17 protein-coding genes are annotated in these 19,226 nt (G+C 69.8%); 11 read left to right on the top strand and 6 right to left on the bottom strand.

The window, feature by feature from the left end:
* The 9 genes from ACXC9Q_RS23520 to ACXC9Q_RS23480 all read left to right on the top strand — a co-directional run bounded on the left by ACXC9Q_RS23520 (position 1) and on the right by ACXC9Q_RS23480 (position 12,663).
* Positions 1-1,266, top strand: coding sequence for an FAD-dependent oxidoreductase (locus ACXC9Q_RS23520; protein ID WP_457058803.1), 1,266 nt, complete (start codon positions 1-3; stop codon positions 1,264-1,266).
* Positions 1,263-2,423 (top strand): NAD(P)/FAD-dependent oxidoreductase, encoded by a 1,161-nt coding sequence (locus ACXC9Q_RS23515; protein WP_457058802.1) that lies wholly within the window; start codon positions 1,263-1,265, stop codon positions 2,421-2,423. Before ACXC9Q_RS23520 ends, ACXC9Q_RS23515 begins: the two co-directional genes overlap by 4 nt.
* A 17-nt stretch (positions 2,424-2,440) precedes the next feature.
* Positions 2,441-5,512: an ATP-binding protein gene (locus ACXC9Q_RS23510; protein WP_457058801.1), complete on the top strand. Its 3,072-nt coding sequence runs from the start codon at positions 2,441-2,443 to the stop codon at positions 5,510-5,512.
* Between the two features lie 110 nt (positions 5,513-5,622).
* Positions 5,623-6,663 (top strand): LacI family DNA-binding transcriptional regulator, encoded by a 1,041-nt coding sequence (locus ACXC9Q_RS23505; RefSeq protein ID WP_457058800.1) that lies wholly within the window; start codon positions 5,623-5,625, stop codon positions 6,661-6,663.
* On the top strand, positions 6,660-7,949 hold the full coding sequence (locus tag ACXC9Q_RS23500) for an extracellular solute-binding protein (RefSeq protein WP_457058799.1): 1,290 nt from the start codon (positions 6,660-6,662) through the stop codon (positions 7,947-7,949). Before ACXC9Q_RS23505 ends, ACXC9Q_RS23500 begins: the two co-directional genes overlap by 4 nt.
* On the top strand, positions 7,946-8,839 hold the full coding sequence (locus ACXC9Q_RS23495; RefSeq protein WP_457058798.1) for a carbohydrate ABC transporter permease: 894 nt from the start codon (positions 7,946-7,948) through the stop codon (positions 8,837-8,839). Before ACXC9Q_RS23500 ends, ACXC9Q_RS23495 begins: the two co-directional genes overlap by 4 nt.
* A complete protein-coding gene (locus tag ACXC9Q_RS23490; RefSeq protein WP_457058797.1) occupies positions 8,839-9,654 on the top strand; it encodes a carbohydrate ABC transporter permease in 816 nt (271 codons plus the stop codon). The genes ACXC9Q_RS23495 and ACXC9Q_RS23490 overlap by 1 nt, the downstream gene beginning before the upstream one ends.
* 67 nt (positions 9,655-9,721) lie before the next feature.
* A complete protein-coding gene (locus ACXC9Q_RS23485; protein ID WP_457058857.1) occupies positions 9,722-10,741 on the top strand; it encodes a glycoside hydrolase family 130 protein in 1,020 nt (339 codons plus the stop codon).
* Entirely contained in the window at positions 10,738-12,663 is a 1,926-nt protein-coding gene (locus tag ACXC9Q_RS23480) for a hypothetical protein (protein ID WP_457058796.1), read from the top strand. The genes ACXC9Q_RS23485 and ACXC9Q_RS23480 overlap by 4 nt, the downstream gene beginning before the upstream one ends.
* A gap of 30 nt (positions 12,664-12,693) precedes the next feature.
* Here the strand turns inward: ACXC9Q_RS23480 and ACXC9Q_RS23475 are convergent, their stop codons facing one another.
* Positions 12,694-12,972 (bottom strand): hypothetical protein, encoded by a 279-nt coding sequence (locus ACXC9Q_RS23475; protein WP_457058795.1) that lies wholly within the window; start codon positions 12,970-12,972, stop codon positions 12,694-12,696.
* A gap of 17 nt (positions 12,973-12,989) precedes the next feature.
* Complete coding sequence (locus ACXC9Q_RS23470) at positions 12,990-13,697, bottom strand: helix-turn-helix domain-containing protein (RefSeq protein WP_457058794.1); 708 nt, start codon at positions 13,695-13,697, stop codon at positions 12,990-12,992.
* A gap of 98 nt (positions 13,698-13,795) precedes the next feature.
* Between ACXC9Q_RS23470 and ACXC9Q_RS23465 the strand changes: the two genes are divergently transcribed.
* Positions 13,796-14,203, top strand: coding sequence for a cupin domain-containing protein (locus ACXC9Q_RS23465; RefSeq protein ID WP_457058793.1), 408 nt, complete (start codon positions 13,796-13,798; stop codon positions 14,201-14,203).
* Positions 14,204-14,210: 7 nt separating this feature from the next.
* Here ACXC9Q_RS23465 and ACXC9Q_RS23460 read toward each other — a convergent pair whose 3' ends face one another.
* The 3 genes from ACXC9Q_RS23460 to ACXC9Q_RS23450 all read right to left on the bottom strand — a co-directional run bounded on the left by ACXC9Q_RS23460 (position 14,211) and on the right by ACXC9Q_RS23450 (position 17,846).
* Positions 14,211-15,209, bottom strand: a complete 999-nt coding sequence (locus ACXC9Q_RS23460; protein WP_457058792.1) for a VanW family protein — start codon at positions 15,207-15,209, stop codon at positions 14,211-14,213.
* 200 nt (positions 15,210-15,409) lie between these two features.
* On the bottom strand, positions 15,410-16,450 hold the full coding sequence (locus tag ACXC9Q_RS23455) for an Rv3235 family protein (protein WP_457058791.1): 1,041 nt from the start codon (positions 16,448-16,450) through the stop codon (positions 15,410-15,412).
* A gap of 1 nt (position 16,451) precedes the next feature.
* Complete coding sequence (locus ACXC9Q_RS23450) at positions 16,452-17,846, bottom strand: LysM peptidoglycan-binding domain-containing protein (protein ID WP_457058790.1); 1,395 nt, start codon at positions 17,844-17,846, stop codon at positions 16,452-16,454.
* A gap of 161 nt (positions 17,847-18,007) precedes the next feature.
* Here ACXC9Q_RS23450 and ACXC9Q_RS23445 point away from each other — a divergent pair, with 161 nt between their 5' ends.
* Positions 18,008-18,556, top strand: a complete 549-nt coding sequence (locus ACXC9Q_RS23445) for a hypothetical protein (protein WP_329484731.1) — start codon at positions 18,008-18,010, stop codon at positions 18,554-18,556.
* Between the two features lie 247 nt (positions 18,557-18,803).
* Here ACXC9Q_RS23445 and ACXC9Q_RS23440 read toward each other — a convergent pair whose 3' ends face one another.
* Positions 18,804-19,052 carry a helix-turn-helix domain-containing protein gene (locus ACXC9Q_RS23440; protein ID WP_457058789.1) on the bottom strand — a complete coding sequence of 83 codons (249 nt, stop codon included), beginning with the start codon at positions 19,050-19,052 and terminating at the stop codon, positions 18,804-18,806.
* Positions 19,053-19,226: the final 174 nt, after the last annotated feature.

The following is a 19,226-nucleotide window of genomic DNA, read 5'->3' as shown; positions in this document are numbered from 1 at the left end:
ATGACCACCATCGACACCGTCGTGATCGGCGCCGGCCATGCCGGTCTCGCGGTCAGCCGGCTGCTCACCGGGGCGGGCCGCGATCATGTGGTCGTCGACCGGGGCCGGATCGGCGAGCGCTGGCGCAGCGAGCGCTGGGACTCGCTGCGGCTGCTGTCGCCGAACTGGATGACCCGCCTGCCCCACTGGGAGTACGACGGGTCCGAGCCGGACGGGTTCATGAGCTCGGCCGGCTTCGTCCAGCACCTGGAGCGGTATGCCCAGTCGTACGGCGCACCTGTGCTGACCGGTACGACGGTGCGCGACCTGGTCACGTCGCACTCCGGGGGTTATCGACTCGTCACCGATCGCGGGACGTGGTCGGCCCGTCAGGTGGTGATCGCGACCGGCCCGCACGGTGTACCCAACGTGCCGGACGGAGTGGACGCGGCCGAGGTCGTCACCGCGAGCAGCTATCGCAACCCCGCTCAACTGCCCCCCGGTGGCGTGCTCGTGATCGGCGCCTCGTCGTCCGGTGTGCAGATCGCCGACGAACTCAACCGCGCAGGCCGTGAGGTGTACCTGGCGGCTGGCCGGCACACCCGGATCCCGCGCTGCTATCGCGGCAGTGACATCTTCTGCTGGCTGCAGCGAACCGGCCGGCTGGCGCGGACCATTGACGAGGTTCCCGACCCAGTGGCCGCCCGGCGGGAGCCGTCGATGCAACTCGTCGGCCGCCGTACCGGCGAACCTGCACGGAATCTTGACCTGGTCACCCTGCAGGCCAACGGTGTCCGGCTCCTCGGCCGGTTCGAGGGCATGAAAGGAACGCAGGCACGCTTCCGGCCGGACCTGGCCGCGACCGCTGCCGATGCCGACGTACGGATGCATCGGCTGCTCGACGTGGTGGACGACTACATCGCCTGTACCGGACTGACCGGCGAGGTTCTCCCGGCGGTGCGGCCGCCCACTCTCGTGGCACCGCCGGCAGCGCGCGTTGTCGACCTGTCCCGTGCGGGAATCGCCACCGTCCTGGTCGCCACCGGCTACCGGCCCGAGTATTCGTGGCTGCGGCTGCCGGTCATCGGCCCCGACGGCCACATCCGCCAGAACCGCGGAGTCACCGCAGCGCCTGGTGTGTACGTCGTCGGCCAGCGATTCCAATACCGGCGCGACTCCGCGTTCATCGGCGGTGCCCGGCACGACGCGGCGACCGTCGTACAGCATCTCTTGACCGGCAGGATCGCGGCCCGGGCGAACGGCTGCAGTGCGGAGCCGGCGGCATGACCGAGTACGACGTACTCGTCGTCGGCGGACGGGTCGCCGGGGCCTCGACCGCGATGCTGCTCGCCCGGGCCGGCGCCCGCGTGGCTCTGGTGGAGCGGTCCGCCTACGGCACCGACACCGTCTCGACGCACGGTCTGATGCGCGCGGGCGTCACGCAGTTGGCGAGATGGGGACTGCTCGACGAGGTGGCCGCCGCGGGGACGCCACCGATCCGGCAGACGACGTTCCACTACACCGACCGTGAGTCCGAGCAGCTTGCGCTTCGTTCCAGCGGCGGTGTCGATGCCTTGTATGCGCCGCGTCGCTACGTGCTCGACCGGATCCTCGCGGACGCAGCCGCCGATGCGGGTGTGGAGATGTTGTTCCGGACCCCCGTCACGGCAGTCCTGCGCGACGAGAGTGGTCGCGTGACGGGCGTTCGCGTACAGCATCGCGAGCTTCGAGCCGGGATCACGGTCGGTGCCGACGGCATCCGTTCGACGGTCGCGTCCGCAGTCGGCGCCCCCGTCGTACGGCGGGGTCGGTCTCTCAGCGCGATCCTCTATCGGTACTACGCCGATGCACGACCTACCGGCTACGAATGGGCCTATGGGGTCGGTGGCGGAGCCGGGCTGATTCCCACCAACGACGGGTTGACCTGCGTGTTCGTCGCGACGACCCCGGACAGGATGCGTGCGCTGCGTCGCCGTGGGACCGAGCGCGCCTTCGCGACACTCCTCGCGGAGACAGCACCGGCACTGGCGGATCGAGTGTCGGCGGCGGAGCCGGTGGGTGCGATGCACGGCTGGGCTGGTGCGGCGGGGTTCGTCCGCGAGTGCTGGGGGCCAGGGTGGGCGTTGGTCGGAGACGCGGGCTATTACAAGGACCCGATCACCACGCACGGCATCACCGATGCGCTGCGTGACGCCGAGCTGTTGGCTCGCGCGATTCTGGAGACGCATGAGTCCTATCAGGCGACGCGGGACCGACTCTCGAGCCGGCTGTTCGCGGCGACCGAGGCGGTCGCGTCGTACCGGTGGGGCCTGGGCGACGTGCGGGTGCTGCTGCGGGAGCTCAGCTCGGCGATGCGCGACGAGGTCGACCACGTCGGATCGCTGCCGGATCCGGGTCCGCGGCCGATCCCGCGGACTTCCTGCTGTAGAACGGGATTCTCCTGACGCCTACGATCCGAGATGTGCAGGTCAGCGTGCGGATGCTGGACGGTTTCGCCGTACAGGTGGACGGCGCGCCGATTCCTGCGCGCCGGTGGAGCCGTCGCCAAGCGGCTGCGCTGGTCAAACTGCTGGCGCTGTCGCCCGGTGGAAGGCTGCACCGCGACCGCGTGGTCGACGCCTTGTGGCCGGAGCTCAGCGTGGATATCGCGCTTCCCCGGCTGCACAAGGCCGCTCACTATGCCCGTACGGCGCTTGCCGATCGCGACGCCGTGGTCCTGAAGGGCGATGTCGTCGCGCTGTTCCCGGGCGCGATGCTCGAGGTTGACGCCGGCGCGTTCGAGGCGGCCGCGGATGCCGCGCTCGCGGCGGACCCCGCATCGCCGGAGCTCTGCGCCAAAGCGCTTGTGCTCGCAGGCGAACTGCTCCCCGACGACCTGGCCGAGCCGTGGCTGGACGGACCACGTGACCGGCTGCGCCTTCAAGTCATGCGCCTGCTGCGTGGTGCGGGTCGCTGGGAATCCCTGCTGGCCATGGACCCCGCCAACGAGGAGGCGCATGTCGAACTCCTGCGCGAAGCGGTCGTCTCCGGTGACCGGCCGACCGGGCTGCGCCGGTACGCCCGGATGCAGCACGCGCTGAGCACGGAGCTCGGCATCTCGCCCGGGCCCGAGGCCGTCGTACTCCGCGACCGTCTGCTGGCCGTCGAGTCGGTTGCGCCGTCTCGACCCGCCGAGGTGATGAGAGGACCGCAGGGCAGCACGGACCTGGTGGAGCGGGACGCGGAGCTGGCCGAACTCACAGCGGCCGTCGGCACAGCCGTCGACGAAGGCAGTGGTGTCGTCGTCCTGGTCTCGGGTGAGGCGGGAGCGGGCAAGTCGGCGCTGGTGCGCACGTTCGTCGACGGACTCAGCCGCGCGATCAAGGTGGGGATCGGCGGCTGTGACGACCTGCTCGCGCCGCGCAGCCTCGGGCCGTTCCGCGACATGGCCGAGAACGATGCGGAGCTGGCCGCGGCCCTGTCGGGCGATCGGCTCGACACCGCACCGCCCGGTCTGCTGCGCGCGTTCTCCGCGTGCCCGTCGGTCGTGGTGGTGGAGGACATCCACTGGGCCGACGACGCGACGCTCGACGCGATCCGGTTCCTGGCCCGCCGGTTCCCGGCCATCCCGGCCGTGCTCGTGCTGACCTTCCGGGAGACCGGTGTCGACGCCGGTCACCCGCTGCGGCAGCTGCTGGGCAGCCTGGCGGGTTCCGCCGTACGCCGAGTGACGTTGCCACCGTTGAGCGTCGAGGCGGTACGGCGACTGGGCGCGACGAGCACTCGTGAGGCGGTGGAGATCCACCGGGTGACGCAAGGGAATCCGTTCTTCGTCACGGAGGTGCTCGCCGCCGGGGAGACCGACGTACCGCCGACCGTCCGCGATGCTGTCCTGGCCCGCCTGGGCAGGCTGTCGCCGTCGGCCCGAATGCTGCTGGAACGGCTGTCCGTGATCCCGAGTCGCGCCGAGCGACGGCTGGCCGAGAGCCTCGCCGGAGATCAGCCGGTGCTGGTCGAGGCCGAGCGGTCCGGAATGCTGATCGGAACCGACGCCACGCTCGCGTTCCGCCACGAACTGGCCAGGCGGGCGATCGAGTCGTCGCTGACGGCCGGGGAGCGGATCGGCGCCAACCGCGCCGTGGTCGACAGGCTTCTCGAGGATCCGGCTGCCGAGCCTTCCCGGCTGGTGCATCACGCGGAGCGATGTGGACGCACCGACGTGATCCTCGAGTACGGTCCGGCCGCCGCTCTCGAGGCCGCCCGCCTTGGTGCGCACCGCCAAGCGGTCGGGGTCCTCGACGTCGTACTGCGGCACCGCGAGCTGCTCGGCTCGTCCGAAGCCGCGGAGCTGCTGACCCGGCGTGCCTACTCCCTCTACGTGGTCAATCGGTTCGAGGCCGCGCTGGAATCGGCCTCCGCCGCGGTTGGTGCGGCCGAGGAGGCCGGCGATGCGGCCCGGCTGGCCAATGCCTTGCTGGTGCTGGCCCGGGTCGTCATGTTCGGGCACGGACCGATGCGGGCCCGGCTCGCCGCGGCGCAAGCCGTCGAGCTGCTCGAGCCGACCGGCGACGACGCCCGGCTGGCCGCGGCCCTGATCGAGCAGGCCCGCGCCCACAGCAACCTGGCGACGGTCGGCATCGTCGCCGAGCCGAGCGCACGGGCCGAGCGGTACGCCGAGCGCGCACTGGCCATCGGGTTGCGGTTGGGGCGGCAGGACCTGGAAGCGCAAGCCGGGTGCTATCTGGGCGACGCCCGGCTGGCCCGGGGCGATGCGCGCGGCGACGATGACTTGCGGCGTGCGATCTCCCTGGCCGGGGCGGACAGCCGGACCGAGACGCTGGTGCGTTGCTACGTGAATGCGGCCGGCGGCGCCTATCGCAGCGGCCGTCTGGACGACGCCGAGAGGTACGTCGCTGCCGGGTTGCGGGCCGCGGCGGACGGCGAGTTCTTCGCCGGTCAGTATCGATTGCGGCTCACCGAAGCCGCGGTCCAGGCGAGCCGGGGCCACTGGGACCGGGCGATCGCCGACCTTCGCGCGCTCCTGGACAGCCCGGGCGAACCGGGGCTGATGGAAGCGCTGGCCCGCAGCGTCCTCGCCCGCCTCCTCGCCCGGCGCGGCGATTCCACGGCCGGCGAGGTCCTGGCCGTCGCGCTCGCCGATCGAGCGCTCGCGGACGACAGTTTCGTCGTGGGTCCGCTGGCGGCCGCGCGGATCGAGCTCGGCTGGCTGGACGGCTCGCTCGGCGCCCTGACCGAAGACGCGCAGCGAGCGCTCAGGCTCGCCGAGGCCGCCGGGCATCGGTCGATGCACGGCGAGCTCTGCACCTATCTGCGTCGAGCCGGCATCGATGTCCCGGCTCCCGCCGACGTACCGGGCCCGTGGGCGGCGACACTCGCCGGCCGGTGGCAGGAGGCCGCCGCGGCGTGGGGCCGCATGGGCGACCGATACGAGCAGGCGGTCGTGCTGGCGACGGCCCCGGATCGCCAGGCGCGTGCGCACGGACTGCTCACGCTGCGTGAACTGGGAGCCGCAGGTACGACGCTCGCCGTCTGAGCCGGCCGTGGCCGACTCCGGACGGTGACGGTCGCTAACCTCTTGACGTCGTGGTTTAAACCGGTTTAGATGCCTGTTAAACCGGTTTAAACCCGTCAAGGCAGGTGCGTGTGAGGAAACAGCGGCCGACGATCGCGGATGTCGCGACCCGCGCCGGGGTGTCCAAGGGCGCGGTGTCGTTCGCGCTGAACGGACGGCCCGGGCTGGCGCAGTCGACCGTGGACAAGATCATCGCGGCCGCCGACGAACTGGGCTGGCGGCCCAGCAACCGGGCCCGGTCGCTCTCGGTCTCGAAGGCGTTCGCCCTCGGCCTGGTGATCACCCGGGACCCCGGGGTGCTGTCGTCGGACCCGTTCTTCCCGGCCTTCATCGCGGGGGTCGAGAGCGTGCTCTCGACCCGCGGGCAGGCTCTGGTCCTGCAGGTCGTCACGGCCGGCGAGGCCGAGGAGGCCGGCTACCGGCGACTCGCACAGGACGGACGGGTCGACGGGGTGTTCCTGTCCGACCTCCGGCACGACGATCCCCGGATCGGTCTGCTGGTCGAGCTCGGCCTGCCGGCCGTCACGCTGAACCGGCCCGACGGCGCGTCGCCGTTCCCGGCCGTCACCCTGGACGACCGGCCCGGCACCACCGCGGTGGTCGAGCACCTGCTGCGGCTCGGTCACACCCGGGTCGCGCACGTCGGCGGCCCGCCGGCGTTCGTGCATGCGACCGCGCGATCCACGGCCTTCGCCGCGGCCCTCGCTACGGCCGGTCTGGAGCCGGTGGCGATGGAGACCAGCGACTTCACCGCGGCCGGCGGGATCGAGGCCACCCGGCGGTTGCTCGCGCTGGCGGAGCCGCCGACCGCGATCGTCTACGCCAACGACCGGATGGCGATCGCCGGCCTCAGTGCGGCCCAGGCCGCCGGACTGACCGTCCCGGACGACCTGAGCATCGCCGGCTTCGACGACAGCGAGATCTCCGAGTACGTCCACCCCGGGCTGACCACTGTCCGCGCCGACCCGTTCCACTTCGGCGAGGCGGCGGCCCACACCCTCAACCAGGTCGTCGACGGTGCCACCGGGGTACCGGATGTCGAGCTGCCCCCCGCGCAGCTCGTCGTACGCCGCTCGACCGCTGCACCCCCTGCACAGCTGGAGGAATCATGAAGTTGCAAGCTGGACTGCTGGCCGTTGTCCTGGCCGGCTCGCTCGCCGCGTGTGGCGGCAGTAGTGGCGGCTCTGGTGATGCCGACACCGCTGCCAAGGCCCGCGGGCCGATCACGATCTGGTACTCGAACAACGCCGAGGAAGTGGCCTGGGGCAAGCAGATGGTCGCGGCCTGGAACGCGGCCCACGCGGACCAGAAGGTCACCGCCCAGGAGATCCCGACCGGGAAGAGCTCCGAGGAGGTCATCGGCGCCGCGATCACCGCGGGCAACGCGCCGTGCCTGATCTTCAACACCTCGCCGGCCTCGGTCTCGCAGTTCCAGAAGCAGGGCGGCCTGGTGCCGCTGGACTCGTTCAGCGACGGGAAGTCGTACATCGAGGACCGCTCCGGGGACATCGCCAAGCAGTACAAGTCGGCCGACGGGAAGTACTACCAGCTGCCCTGGAAGTCGAACCCGGTGATGATCTTCTACAACAAGAAGGAGTTCGCGAAGGCCGGTATCGACACCGCGAAGCCGCCGCTGACGACGTACGACGACTTCCTCGCCACGTCGCGCAAGCTGGTCGCCGCGAAGGCCGCGAAGGTCGCCATCTACCCGGCGCCGAGCAACGAGTTCTACCAGTCCTGGTTCGACTTCTACCCGCTGTTCGCGGCCGAGACCGGCGGCAAGCAACTGGTCGAGGACGGCAAGTCGACGTTCAACTCCGACGAAGGCAAGCGGGTCGCCACCTTCTGGCGGACGATGTACGCCGACAAGCTGGCGTCGCAGGAGAAGTACACGGGTGACGCGTTCGTCGACGGCACCTCCGCGATGGCCGTGGTCGGTCCGTGGGCGATCGCGACGTACAAGGGCAAGGTCGACTGGGGTGTCGTCCCGGTGCCGACCTCGGCCGCCAAGCCGGCGAGCGAGATCCACACCTTCTCCGACGCGAAGAACGTCGCGATGTACTCCTCCTGCAAGAACCGCGGGACGGCGTGGGACGTGCTGAAGTTCGCCACCAGCCAGGAGCAGGACGGCAAGTTCCTGCAGACGACCGGCCAGATGCCGCTGCGGAAGGACGTCGCGTCGGTGTACGCGGACTACTTCACCAAGAACCCCGACTACAAGGTGTTCGCGGATCAGGCAGCGCGCACGGTCGAGGTGCCGAACGTGCCGAACTCGATCACCATCTGGCAGACCTTCCGGGACGCCTACTCCAAGTCGGTCATCTTCGGCCAGCAGGACGTCGGCGCTGCCCTGGACGGCGCTGCGCAGAAGATTGATCAGCTCGTCAAGCAGTCATGAGGCGAGGGCCGCTCACCCGGGTTCTGGGTGAGCATCCGGTCGGCACCGCGTTCGTCACGCCGTACGTCGTGTTCATCGCGGCCGTGTTCGCCTACCCGCTCGGGTTCGCGGTGTACATGTCGTTCCACGACTACTTCTTCGCGGCGCCGGGCGCGATCGTGGACCGGCCGTGGGTCGGGTTCGCGAACTACGTCACCGTGCTGACGGACCCGGCCGTCCAGCGGTCGTTCTACAACGTGCTGATCTTCCTCGTGATCAACGTGCCGCTGACCGTCATACTGTCCCTCGGGCTGTCGACCGCGCTGAACTCGGCGATCCGGTGGCGGACGTTCTTCCGGGTCAGCTACTACGTGCCGTACGTGACCGCGAGCGTCGCCGTGGTCGGGGTCTGGCTGTTCCTGTTCAGCTCGAACGGGCTGGTCAACTCCATCCTCGGCCCGCTCGCGCCGGACCCGTCCTGGCTGGTCAACTCGAAGTTGGCGATGCCGACGATCGCGTTCTATGTGACCTGGAAGCAGCTCGGGTTCTTCATCCTGCTGTACCTGGCCGCCTTGCAGAACGTGGGGGCGGACCTGTACGAGGCGGCGTCGATGGACGGCGCCGGCCGCTGGAAGTCGTTCCTGAACGTGACCGTGCCAGGCGTCCGGCCGGCCACCACGCTGGTGGTCCTGCTGGCCACGGTGACCGGGGCGAACCTGTTCACCGAGCCGTATCTGCTGACCGGCGGCGGTGGCCCGGACGGCGCCTCGGCGTCACCGGTGCTGATCATGTACCAGAAGGGCATCGAACAGGGCAATCCGGACGTCGGCTCCGCGATCGGCGTGCTGCTGGTGATCGGCGTCCTCATCATCGCGCTGCTGGAACGGCGCTTCGTCGGGAGGGAAGACTGATGCGGCTGCGGTTCGTCGCGCTGCTGATCGGCGCCTTCGTGTTCCTGTTCCCCTTCTACTACATGCTGATCGGCAGCCTGCAGGCCGAGCCCGATCCGTCCGTCTCCGGGTCGATCCCGACCGGGAACGTGACCCTGCACAACTACAGCGAGATCAACAAGGCGATCAACCTCGGAAGATCGTTGGTCAACTCCGGCATCTTCACCGGTGGGGTGATCCTCGGGACGCTGATCTTCGGTGTGCTGGCGGGCTACGCCCTGGCCCGGTTGCAGTTCCGCGGCCGGGCGGTGGTGTTCAACCTGATGCTGCTGATCCAGGTCGTGCCGTTCCAGCTGCTGACGATCCCGCTGTACGTGATGATCGTGCGCAGCTACGGCTTGGCCGACTCGTACCTCGGCATGATCCTGCCGTTCGCGATCAACTCGACCGCGGTTTTCGTGTTCCGGCAGTACTTCCTGCAGTTGCCGGCCGAGCTGTTCGACGCGGCCCGGATCGACGGTGCGTCCGAGCTCAACATCTTGTGGCGGGTGGCGGTGCCGTTGGTGAAACCGGCGCTGCTGACCGGCGTACTGCTGACGTTCATCGGGCCATGGAACGAGTTCCTCTGGCCGTTCCTGATCACCAAGCAGCAGAACCTGCAGCCGCTCGCCGTGTCGTTGTCGAACTACTTGACCACGGTCGCGTCCCGGGCGGCGAACCCGTTCGGCGCCGTGCTCGCAGGGGCGTGTGTGCTGGCCGCGCCCGCGGTGGCGCTGTTCGTGATCTTCCAGCGCCGCTTCATCTCCTCGAACCTCTCGTCCGGGGTCAAGGGCTGAAATCTCTCCTTCCGAAAGGCTTCTCGTGGTTACTGTTCCTTACACCCTGACCCGCGTCGGCGTCCTGATGACGGCCGAGCCGGGCAACGAACTCGAGGCCGAGGGGGTGCTGAACCCGGCCACCGGGCACACCCCCGACGGCACGCTCTACCTCCTGCCGCGACTGGTTGCCTCCGGCAACGTGTCGCGGGTCGGGCTGGCCGAGGTCGAGCTGAAGGACGGTGTGCCGGTCGGCGTCCGGCGCGACGGCGTCGTCCTGGCGCCGGACGAAGGCTGGGAGCGCGGCCTGAACAACGCCGGCGTCGAGGACCCGCGGGTGACCTGGGTCCCGCTGCTCGGGCTGCACGTGATGACGTACGTCGCCTACGGTCCGCTCGGGCCGAAGCCGGCGCTGGCGGTGTCATCGGATCTGCGATCGTGGACCCGGCTGGGGCCGTTGCACTTCGAGTACCAGCCTGCGCTCGACACTGATTTGAACCTGTTCCCCAACAAGGACACGGTGTTCTTCCCCGAGCCGGTGACCGGTCCGGATGGCGAACCGTCGTACGCGATGTTGCATCGGCCGATGTGGGACCTCGGGTGGTTCCGTGAGGGCGAGGGCGTGCACCTGCCGGCCGGGATCACCGATGACCGGCCCGGGATCTGGGTGTCGTTCGTATCGGTGGCCGACGTCGAGGCTGATCTGGGGAATCTCGTGCATCTGAGCAATCACCGGCTGGTGGCGATGTCGGAGTACCCGTTCGAGGAGCTGAAGATCGGGGCCGGGCCGGCGCCGCTGCGGGTGCCGGAGGGCTGGCTGGTGATCCATCACGGCGTCACCGGTGAGCAGCCGGAAGGGTTCGACCCGACGACGCAGAAGGTCTGCTACGCGGCCGGCGCCCTGCTGCTGGATCCGGAGGACGTGACGCGGGTGATCGGGCGTACGCCGGAGCCGATCCTGGTGCCTGAGACCGCGGAGGAGAAGGTCGGGACCGTCGGGAACGTGGTCTTCCCGACCGCGATCGAGGAAGTGGACGGCGTGCGCTACGTCTTCTACGGCATGGCCGACGCGGCGATCGGTGTCGCGAGATTGGACCGACTGACATGAACCCGACCCGCCGCACCGTCCTCGGCGGCGCCGTCGCCGCTTCCGCGGCCGTGATGTTGCCGACGGCGACCGTTGCCGCGGCAGCCCCGAAGGGTGGGCAGCTGTCCAACCTCGCCCATCTCGACTTCCTCCGGGCCTCGGTCACTCCACCGGCAGCGCCGGGCCACAGCACCTTCGGCTCAGGCCCGCTCGGCGTGCTGTGGACCTACGCCGACCGTCAACCCGACGGCTCCTACAAGCGCATCGGTGGCGGCACCTACGATCCCGTCACCAACACCTACGGGCAGGGCGCTTACAACGCCGACGACATCTCTCGGGCCGCCGTCGTCTACCTCCGCCACTGGGAGCTCTTCCACGACGCGTCTTCGCTGGCCGCCGCTCGCGGTCTACTGCGCGGCCTGACGTTCCTCCAGTCACCCAACGGCAACGTCGTCCTCTGGATGCAACCGGACGGCACCCTCAACCCCAGCGCCGATCCCCCCGAACTTCCCGACCCCTCCGACTCCGGACCGGCATACTGGCTCGCCCGCACGGTCTGGGCACTAGGGGAGGGGTACGCCGTCTTCCGCCGAGCCGACCGTGCCTTCGCCGACTTCCTGAAGGCCCGCATCGAGCTCGCGGTGTCAGCGTTGGAGCGGCAGGTGCTCACCCGCTACGGCCAGTACAACCTCGTCGACGGTCGCCGTGTACCAGCCTGGCTCATCGTCAACGGTGCCGATGCGACGTCCGAGGCTGTCCTCGGCTTGGCGGCTTATGTCGGGGCCGGCGGGTCAGCGCGGGCTCGGCGGGCGCTGGCACAGTTCGCCGAAGGCATCGCGGCAATGAGTGCTGGATCGAGGACTGTTTGGCCGTTCCGCGCGCTGCTGCCCTGGGGCGAGTCCATCTCGGACTGGCACGCGTGGGGTGCCCAGATGCCGTCCGCGCTCGCCGCTGCCTCGTCGGCGTTGGGTTCTCGCCGACTGCTGGACCCGGCGATCGGCGACACCGCCGGCTTCACGCCGTTGCTGATGACTGCCGGTGGGCCGGACAACGGCTGGCTCCCCGCTCCGATCGACCGTACCCAGATCGCCTACGGCGTCGACGCTCGCCTACAGGGCCTGCTGGCCGTCGGACTTCCCGGCCTCAAGCAGGTCGCGGCCTTCGTCGCCGCCTGGTACTTCGGCGCGAACCGGGCCGGCGAGGCGATGTACGACCCGGCCACCGGTCGCACGTACGACGGCATCTCCGGCGACGGTGTCGTCAACCGAAACTCCGGAGCTGAGTCCAGCATCCACGGCCAGCTCTCCATGCTCGCCCTCGACGCCACACCGGAGATCGCCCGCCTGGTCGGCCGACCGACGTACGACGGCCTCCGGGTCGTCGAGGCGGAGTCGGCAACCGGCGGTCAGGTGGTCACGCCACCCTCCGCCTGGACCGGCGAATCCCAATGGAGCAACGGCTCCTACCTGTCGCTGGGAGCCGGCGAATCCGCGACCTGGACCCTGCCGTCCTCAGCCCAGCCGGTCCTGGTCCTCCCGATCGTCAACCTGGTCGACACACCGTCGCCCGCCCGCACCACGTGGACCACCGGGTCGCAGGTCCTGGGCACCATCGATCATGTGACTGGCCCGCAAGGCATCTCCGCGGCCCCCGGTGCTCTGCTGCCGATCACGCTGGCCACACCGCTTCCGCCGTACGCGACCAACCTGAAAGCCACCGCCACCGCTCCGGCCCAGGTGGACGCGCTGCTCCTGATCCCCATGATCAGCACGCTGCGCCTGGACAATGGGACCTTGCTGACCAGCGTCGACTCGCATCCTCGCAGTGTCAGCGTCCCGGGCCGAGTCGCCTACTCCTACACCTCCGCCGGCCAACTCCACTCGCGCACCAATCCGAGCCACGCGGTCGTCCAACCCGGCGGCTTCACCGTCGTGCTCGGGTGATCGCCTCGGCACACCGGTTGGCGACGAAGGTCAGGGCCTGACCGCGTTCGGGAAGAGGTGACGGCCGTCGGTCTGTTGGTGGTAGGCCTTGTGCGAGGATCCGGAGGCGCGGCCGAGCAGGCCGGGGAGGAGCCAGGTGTCGAGATAGTTGGCGATGCAGGTCTCCGCGAGTTCCGGCAGGCGCTCGGCCGGCCAGAACAGGTCGAAGACGGCATCGGGGATGTGGTTGCCGACATCCTCGCCGAGGGCGCCGTCACCGGTGAACGCCCAGTCGAAGAGAGCCAGTTCGCCGGTGGGGCGCTGGATCACGTTCGAGACTCAGGGGCTCAGCCCAGAAGGATTCTGGGCGGTACGCCGGTGAGGGCCTTCACGTCGCGGGTGAAGTGGGCCTGGTCGGCGTACCCGGTCCGGGCGGCGACGTCCGCGAGCGCGAGGCCGGTGCGGGCCTGGTCGAGCGCGACGTTCATCCGGAGGACGCGGTCGAGCATCTTCGGGCCGTAGCCGAACGCGTTCAGGCAGCGGCGATGCAGCTGTCGCTCGCTCAACCCGACGCTTCCGGCCAGACCCCACACACCGGCTCCGCCACGCAGCACACCGGCCCGGATGCTCCGCAGTACTTGAACGATCAGCCGATCCGGCGGCTCCTCGGCCAGGCTCGCCACGGCCTCGTCCAAGGCCCGGGCCGGGTCGGGCGCCGACCTGATGCGGTCGAGCATCCGCCTGCTCCGGGCCGGGGACCAGAGGTCGGCCAGCTGGACGCGCTCATTGAGCAGCTCCTTCGCCGGTACGCCGAGGAAGTCCGGCGCGGCTCCGGGCGCGAACCGGATCCCGGCGTACTTGATCCCGCGGTCCGCGGTCCCGGTCCACGCGCGGCTGTCAGGCCCCGCGACGATCAGGTCGTCGTCCATGAACAGCAGGTCCATACAGCCGTCGGGCAGGATCCGGTACTCCCCGCCCTCGGCGGTCCGCGTCCACAGGGCGGCGCCGGGCACCAGCGCAGGGCGCTCCCGGTACGGCTCGACAACCAGAGTCACTCCACCAGTCTGCAACCCGCCACCGACAGTTTCTGCCGGTTGTGGTCATGGCTCTGGCGGTTGAGGATGGTGTGCACGCTGACTGGGGAGCTGATTGGATGTCGCGTCGAGACGATGTGTCAGGCGTACCGCTGCTCGGACGGACCGTCGCACCGGCGGGCTCGGGGCTGGTGCTCGCGGAGTGGGAGGCAGCGGGGCGTACGTCGGACCAGGTGGCTTGGCAGGCGCCGCTGCATGTCCATCACGAGGACGACGAGGCGTGGTACGTCCTCTCCGGGACGCTGCGGCTCCGGATCGACGGCGAGGACTACGACGTCCCGGCCGGATCGGGGATCGTCGGCCCGCGCGGGGTGCCGCACACGTTCGGCAACCCGGGTGAGGAGCCGGCCAGGTACGTGCTGGTGATGTCGGCGACGACGCACGCGATGCTCGGGGAGCTGCACGACGGATTCTCCGGCGACGTGGCCGCACTCTTCGAGAAGTACGGCTGCGCGTTGCTCGAGTAGTCGCCGGCTACCGGCTCGGGGGATACTGCTGCGGCGGTACGACGTCCAGCACCGGCACGTCGACCGGGACATACTTGACCAGGGCAACGTTCTCGCGGATCAGTTCGTCGCGGACCGTCGTACCGGTGCGCCGGTCGATCACCGTCCGCCAGATCTCGTTGCGGCGAAAGTACTCCGCGCCGACCCGGAGGAACCGCTCACCCCGCGAGAACACCCGGTACGACGACTCGGCCGGGACGTCGGCGAAGATCTCGCCCTCCAGGTAGCGATCGCCCACTCCGACGCGCAGCTGGAACGTCTGGTCGGTGTCGTTGCGGAACTGCAGATCCACGTAGTTGTAGACGATGCTGCAGCCCACGCCCCACGGCAGCACCCGCCCGTTGTCCGGGAACGGGTCGAAGCTGTGCGTGGATCGCTGCGTCACCGTCAACGGCGAGTGCAACACCATCCAGTGCAGCAGGTTGGCGAGCTGGCAGATCCCTCCACCGATGCCCGGCCGCGCCTGACCGTTCGAGAGCCGCATGCCCTTCCGATAGCCCTTGCGGCGTGTGGCATTGCCCACCAGCTTGTTGAACGAGAACGTCTCACCCGGCCGGATCAGCAGCCCGTCCACCTGGGCGCATGCGAGCTTCAGGTTGGTCACCTTGTTGTGCTGCATCCACATCTCGGTCTCACCGAGCTGCCGCAACAGCAACGACTTGTGCCGCTTCACCCGCACCGGCAACTCGTCCACCTGCCGGAGCTGTGCGTACGGCGTACTGGACCGCATCCACTCGAGTCGCTTGAGCACGCGGTGGTACCGCACGGCCAGTGGGTAGAGCAGCGGCATCTGCTCGCTCCACCGGCGTCGCCGTACCGCGGGCAGCACTCGGGCTCGCTCCGCGTCGGTCAGGTCCTCCAGACCGACCCGCCACGCCACGTCCGGCGTCACCCCAGTGGACTCCGATCGCTCCGTGTCTGTCGGTCCGCTGAACTCCAGCGCCCTGCTGGCGGTCGTGTCTGACATTCGGTCCCCCGAACGACGAGGGACGGTCCTGCGACCGACCCGGTTACGGTACGCCGCGCCTGCCGCAGCCACATGACAGCGAAAGCACGATCGGATTGCGCTCTCTACGACGCCAGAACTCCACCGAGAGTTCGATGGGGGGCTGGCGTGGTCTGGCCTGGCCGTCCGAGCTCCGACCGCTCCGCTCAAGCCGTCGCCGTTCAGCCGATCTCGAGCGCGGTACAAATCCACCGATGACGCCGGATCTCCATCCGCAAAGCGATCGCCCTCGACCGATCCCCGTGCCGCACATGTGCCGCCACCTCAGCCACGTGCCGAGCCGGCGTACACACCCGCACCGACCGCACCGCACTCCGCTCCCGAGCCCCCCGACTGGTAGCCGTGGTAGTCAGCCCCAGCACCCGAACCCGCCGATTCAAATCCGCGAACACAGCCTCATCCGCAAACCGAACCAACTGCGAAATCGGCCGATCCCCCGCCAGCACCTCCGAAACCGCCTGCACCAACCGCCCAGCCCAAGCCCGCGCATCCGGCACCCCCGGCCCCGCCGCGGTCGCCGCTCCACCCACCTCCGGCCCCGCGGACCCAAGCCCGTGCTCGGCCGACTTCAACGCCGGCGCCCCGCCACCGGTCGCCGCCACCTTCAGTGCCGCCGACCCGTCGCCGACCCCATCCCTGACCGGCGCATCGGACTCGTCAGCGGCTGCGACCACCTTCAGCGCAGCCGACCCGTCACCGACCTCAGCCGGCACCGGTGCCGGCGACCCGTCACCGACCTCGGCCGGCACCGGTGCCGCCGGCCCGTCACCGACTTCAGCCCTCACCGGCGCAGCCGACCCGTCACCGGCCACCGCCGCCGGCACCGCTGCGAGCTTCCGCCCCTCCTCCACCGCGGCCTGAACCTTCAGGTGGGCTTCGCCCTCGGCTTCGCGGGCTTGGGCTGGGGCTGTGGTGAAGGCGGCGAGGGTGGTGAGGGTCGTGGGTGCGGAGACCACGCCGAGCCGGATGATCGCCTGTAGGCGCAGGGCCAGCGCGCCGTCGGTCATGCTGTCGGCGTAGCGCACCGTCGCCGGCACAGTGTGCGCCGGAGGACCATCGACAGCCCGCAGCCGCGGTGTCGCGATGCTGACCTCGCCGGCCACCTCGTCGGGGGACGCCGGGGTCTCGGGGACAGCTGCGAGAGGGATGAGGGGAGTCGGGTGCTGGAGTTCGTCCGCACGGAGGTTCTGAGGCTGGCTCATGTCACTTCTCCTGGTGGGTGGGCGGCACGTGCTGGCCGGTCGCGGCTGCCGGGATGCGCAGTACCTGACCGGGAAGAATGAGGTCGGGATCGGAACCGATCACCCGACGGTTGGCGGCGTACCACTCCGGCCACCGGGCCGCGATCGCCTCGGCACTGGCGTTCGGACCCAGCTCCCGCGCGGCGATGCTCCACAACGAGTCCCCGGCCCGCACCACAACCCGCCCAGGCACCCGCACCGGAACCCCGGACCGCAGATCCGTATACCGAGTAGCCGCCCCCACCGCCGGCCGATCCGGCACCCCCACCCGAACCCGCCGCCCACCCGGCACCCCGTCCTCCACCCGTCCCACCCCAGACCGCTCCACGCCAGACGGGACCACGCCAGACCGGTCCACGCCGGGCCGGGTCACGTCGGGCCGGCTCGCCTGGGGCTGGGTTGGCGCGGGGTGACGGGTGGTCTTGCCGTCCGGTGTACGTGCGCCGTCCGCCGGGGCGCCCGTGGTCGGCCGGGAGGTCTGCGTGCGTGCCGCGTCCGACTGGGCTGCATTCGGAGGTGGGGTCCGTACGCCGGCCCCCGGGTGGGTGCCGGTGGTCGTGGGCGGCTGCGGGGCCAGTGTGGTGTGCGGGTTCGGGGCGTCGATCCGGGCGCTGGATTGCGCCGGGCCGGTGGTCGGTCCCTGCTCGGTGAGGCGGACTGTCGACGGCGGCTCGTTGGCGCGCCAGTCCGTCGTACGTGAGGGGGCAGCGTCCGGGTGAGCGGCTTGTGCAGACCCGCTGAGGTGGAGTGTGGACCCGGGCTCGGTGGTGCGCCAGTTCGTCGTATTCGAGGCGGCGGCGTGCGGGTGAGCGGCGGGTGCGTGTCCGGTCAGGTGGACTGTGGAGCCGGGCTCGGTGATGAGCCTGTCTGTCGTATCTGAGGCGGCGGCGTGCGGGTGAGCGGCGGGTGCTTGTCCGGCGAGGTGAACCGTTGACCCGGGCTTGGTGGGGGTGTTGGTGAGTTGGACGGTGGAGTGGGGCTCTACCTGGGTCCAGGGGCGGGTGGTGGTGGCGTCAGCGGGGGTTGCGTGGGCTACGCCGACGGTGAGGGGTGTGACGGCGGCGACGCCGAGGCTGGAGCGGAGGAGGGTGCGGGCGGTGGTCGAGGTGATCCGGCCGGCGATGGCTCCGGCGAGGGCGCCGATTGCTCCGGGGAGTTGCTCCAGGACGGTCATGACGACTGCGAGGACGAGCCAGCCGTAGGCCATCCAGGCGACGGTGCCGACGGCGAGGACTGTCATCGAGTCGAGGTCATGGCCGTTCACGCCGGTGATCGAGCCCGCGGTCATCCAGCGCAAGGCCAGGCCGACGCCGACGAGCGCCAGCACCGCGAGCGTCCCTTTCACTGCCCGGATCATCGCGTTCATCCCGCTTCGCCCCCGACCTATGAGTTTGCTTTAGTTTGCCTTGGCTTGACCACTATAGACCAGTTCTACCGTCGCTTTGCAAGTCCTTAACGCACGAAGCGTGGGCTTCCCTGACAGCGGGTGACCGCCAACGGCCGGTAGGTTCAGCGGCTATGCGGTGGGATGCGTTGTTCGCGGACCTGGAGTCGCAGTTTGAGGCGCTTCAGGAGGGCGACCTGTACGGCGAGGTCGCGGATCGGGTCCGGGCCGAGGTCGGGAAGATCACGGTGCTCGACCGGCTGCGCGGGGCCGTGGACACGGTCGTCCGGGTGGAGTTGATCGACGCGGACCCGGTACACGGGACGTTGACGCGGGTCGGGAAGGACTGCTTGCTGATCGAGACCGAGCGGTACGAGGAGTGGCTGATCCCGGTCGCCGCGCTGGTCGCCGTACACAGGCTGGGCCCGTGGGCGGAGCCGGCGAGCGGCGCGGTCGAGGGGAAGCTCGGGCTCGCGCACCTGCTGCGGGGGATCGCGCGCGACCGCTCGCCGGTCACGCTGTTCTGTAGCGGGGGAGGCCCGGTCACCGGCACGATCGACCGGGTCGGAGCCGACTTCCTCGAGCTGGCCGAGCATCCCCTGGACGCTCCCCGCCGCCGGAGCGAGGTCTACAACCAGCGCCTGGTCCCCACCCAGGCCCTCCGCGCCCTCCGCCGCCGCTGAGCCAACCGCATCCAGCCGACATCGCTCCGGTCCGACGCCCTGGCAGGGCCGCGAACTCGTGAGGCTGGGTCGGACAGTGGAGGGATTCTCTACTGGAGCGGCCAGAAACCCTCCACGAATCCCGGGGGCGCTGGTCTGGGGAGCGCGTCGCACGCGGAGTGTCTAGTAGGACTCCCCGAAACTAGGACTGCCCGAAACCCCGGACGGGCCGGACCGGCGCCAGCCCGCCGGTGTCCACAGTGATCGGCTACTGGTGCGCTTCCTCGGTCTGCTCTGCTTCTTCGCCGAACGGATGACTGTCGATGAAGTCCTTGGTCTCGCTGTAGAGCCGTTCGATGTACTTCTCGAGCTCGGTGGCCTCGACCCGCCACTGGCCGCGGCCACCGATCTTGACCGCGGGGATGTCGCCGCGCCGGACCAGGGCGTACACCTGGTTGGCGGAGATGTTGAGGACTTCGGCGACGTCGGCGAGCTGGAGGAATCGGGGACCCGGCATCCGTCCTACTCCTTCACATAGTGGTCGGTTCCTTCAGTTTGCCACGGTTGACGATCGGATGATCTCGTTTGTCCCCAGGCGAGGGCCGGGAGTGACGCCCTGTGGATGACCGTTCACAGCGAGGTCCCCGGACACGGCAGAATGTCGGTCCGAGAGCGATCGATTGACTGGGGA

It is taken from the genome of Kribbella sp. CWNU-51 (assembly GCF_054073265.1).
Note: the sequence above shows the minus strand (reverse complement) of the source record. Positions and strands in the feature narration are given on the sequence as shown.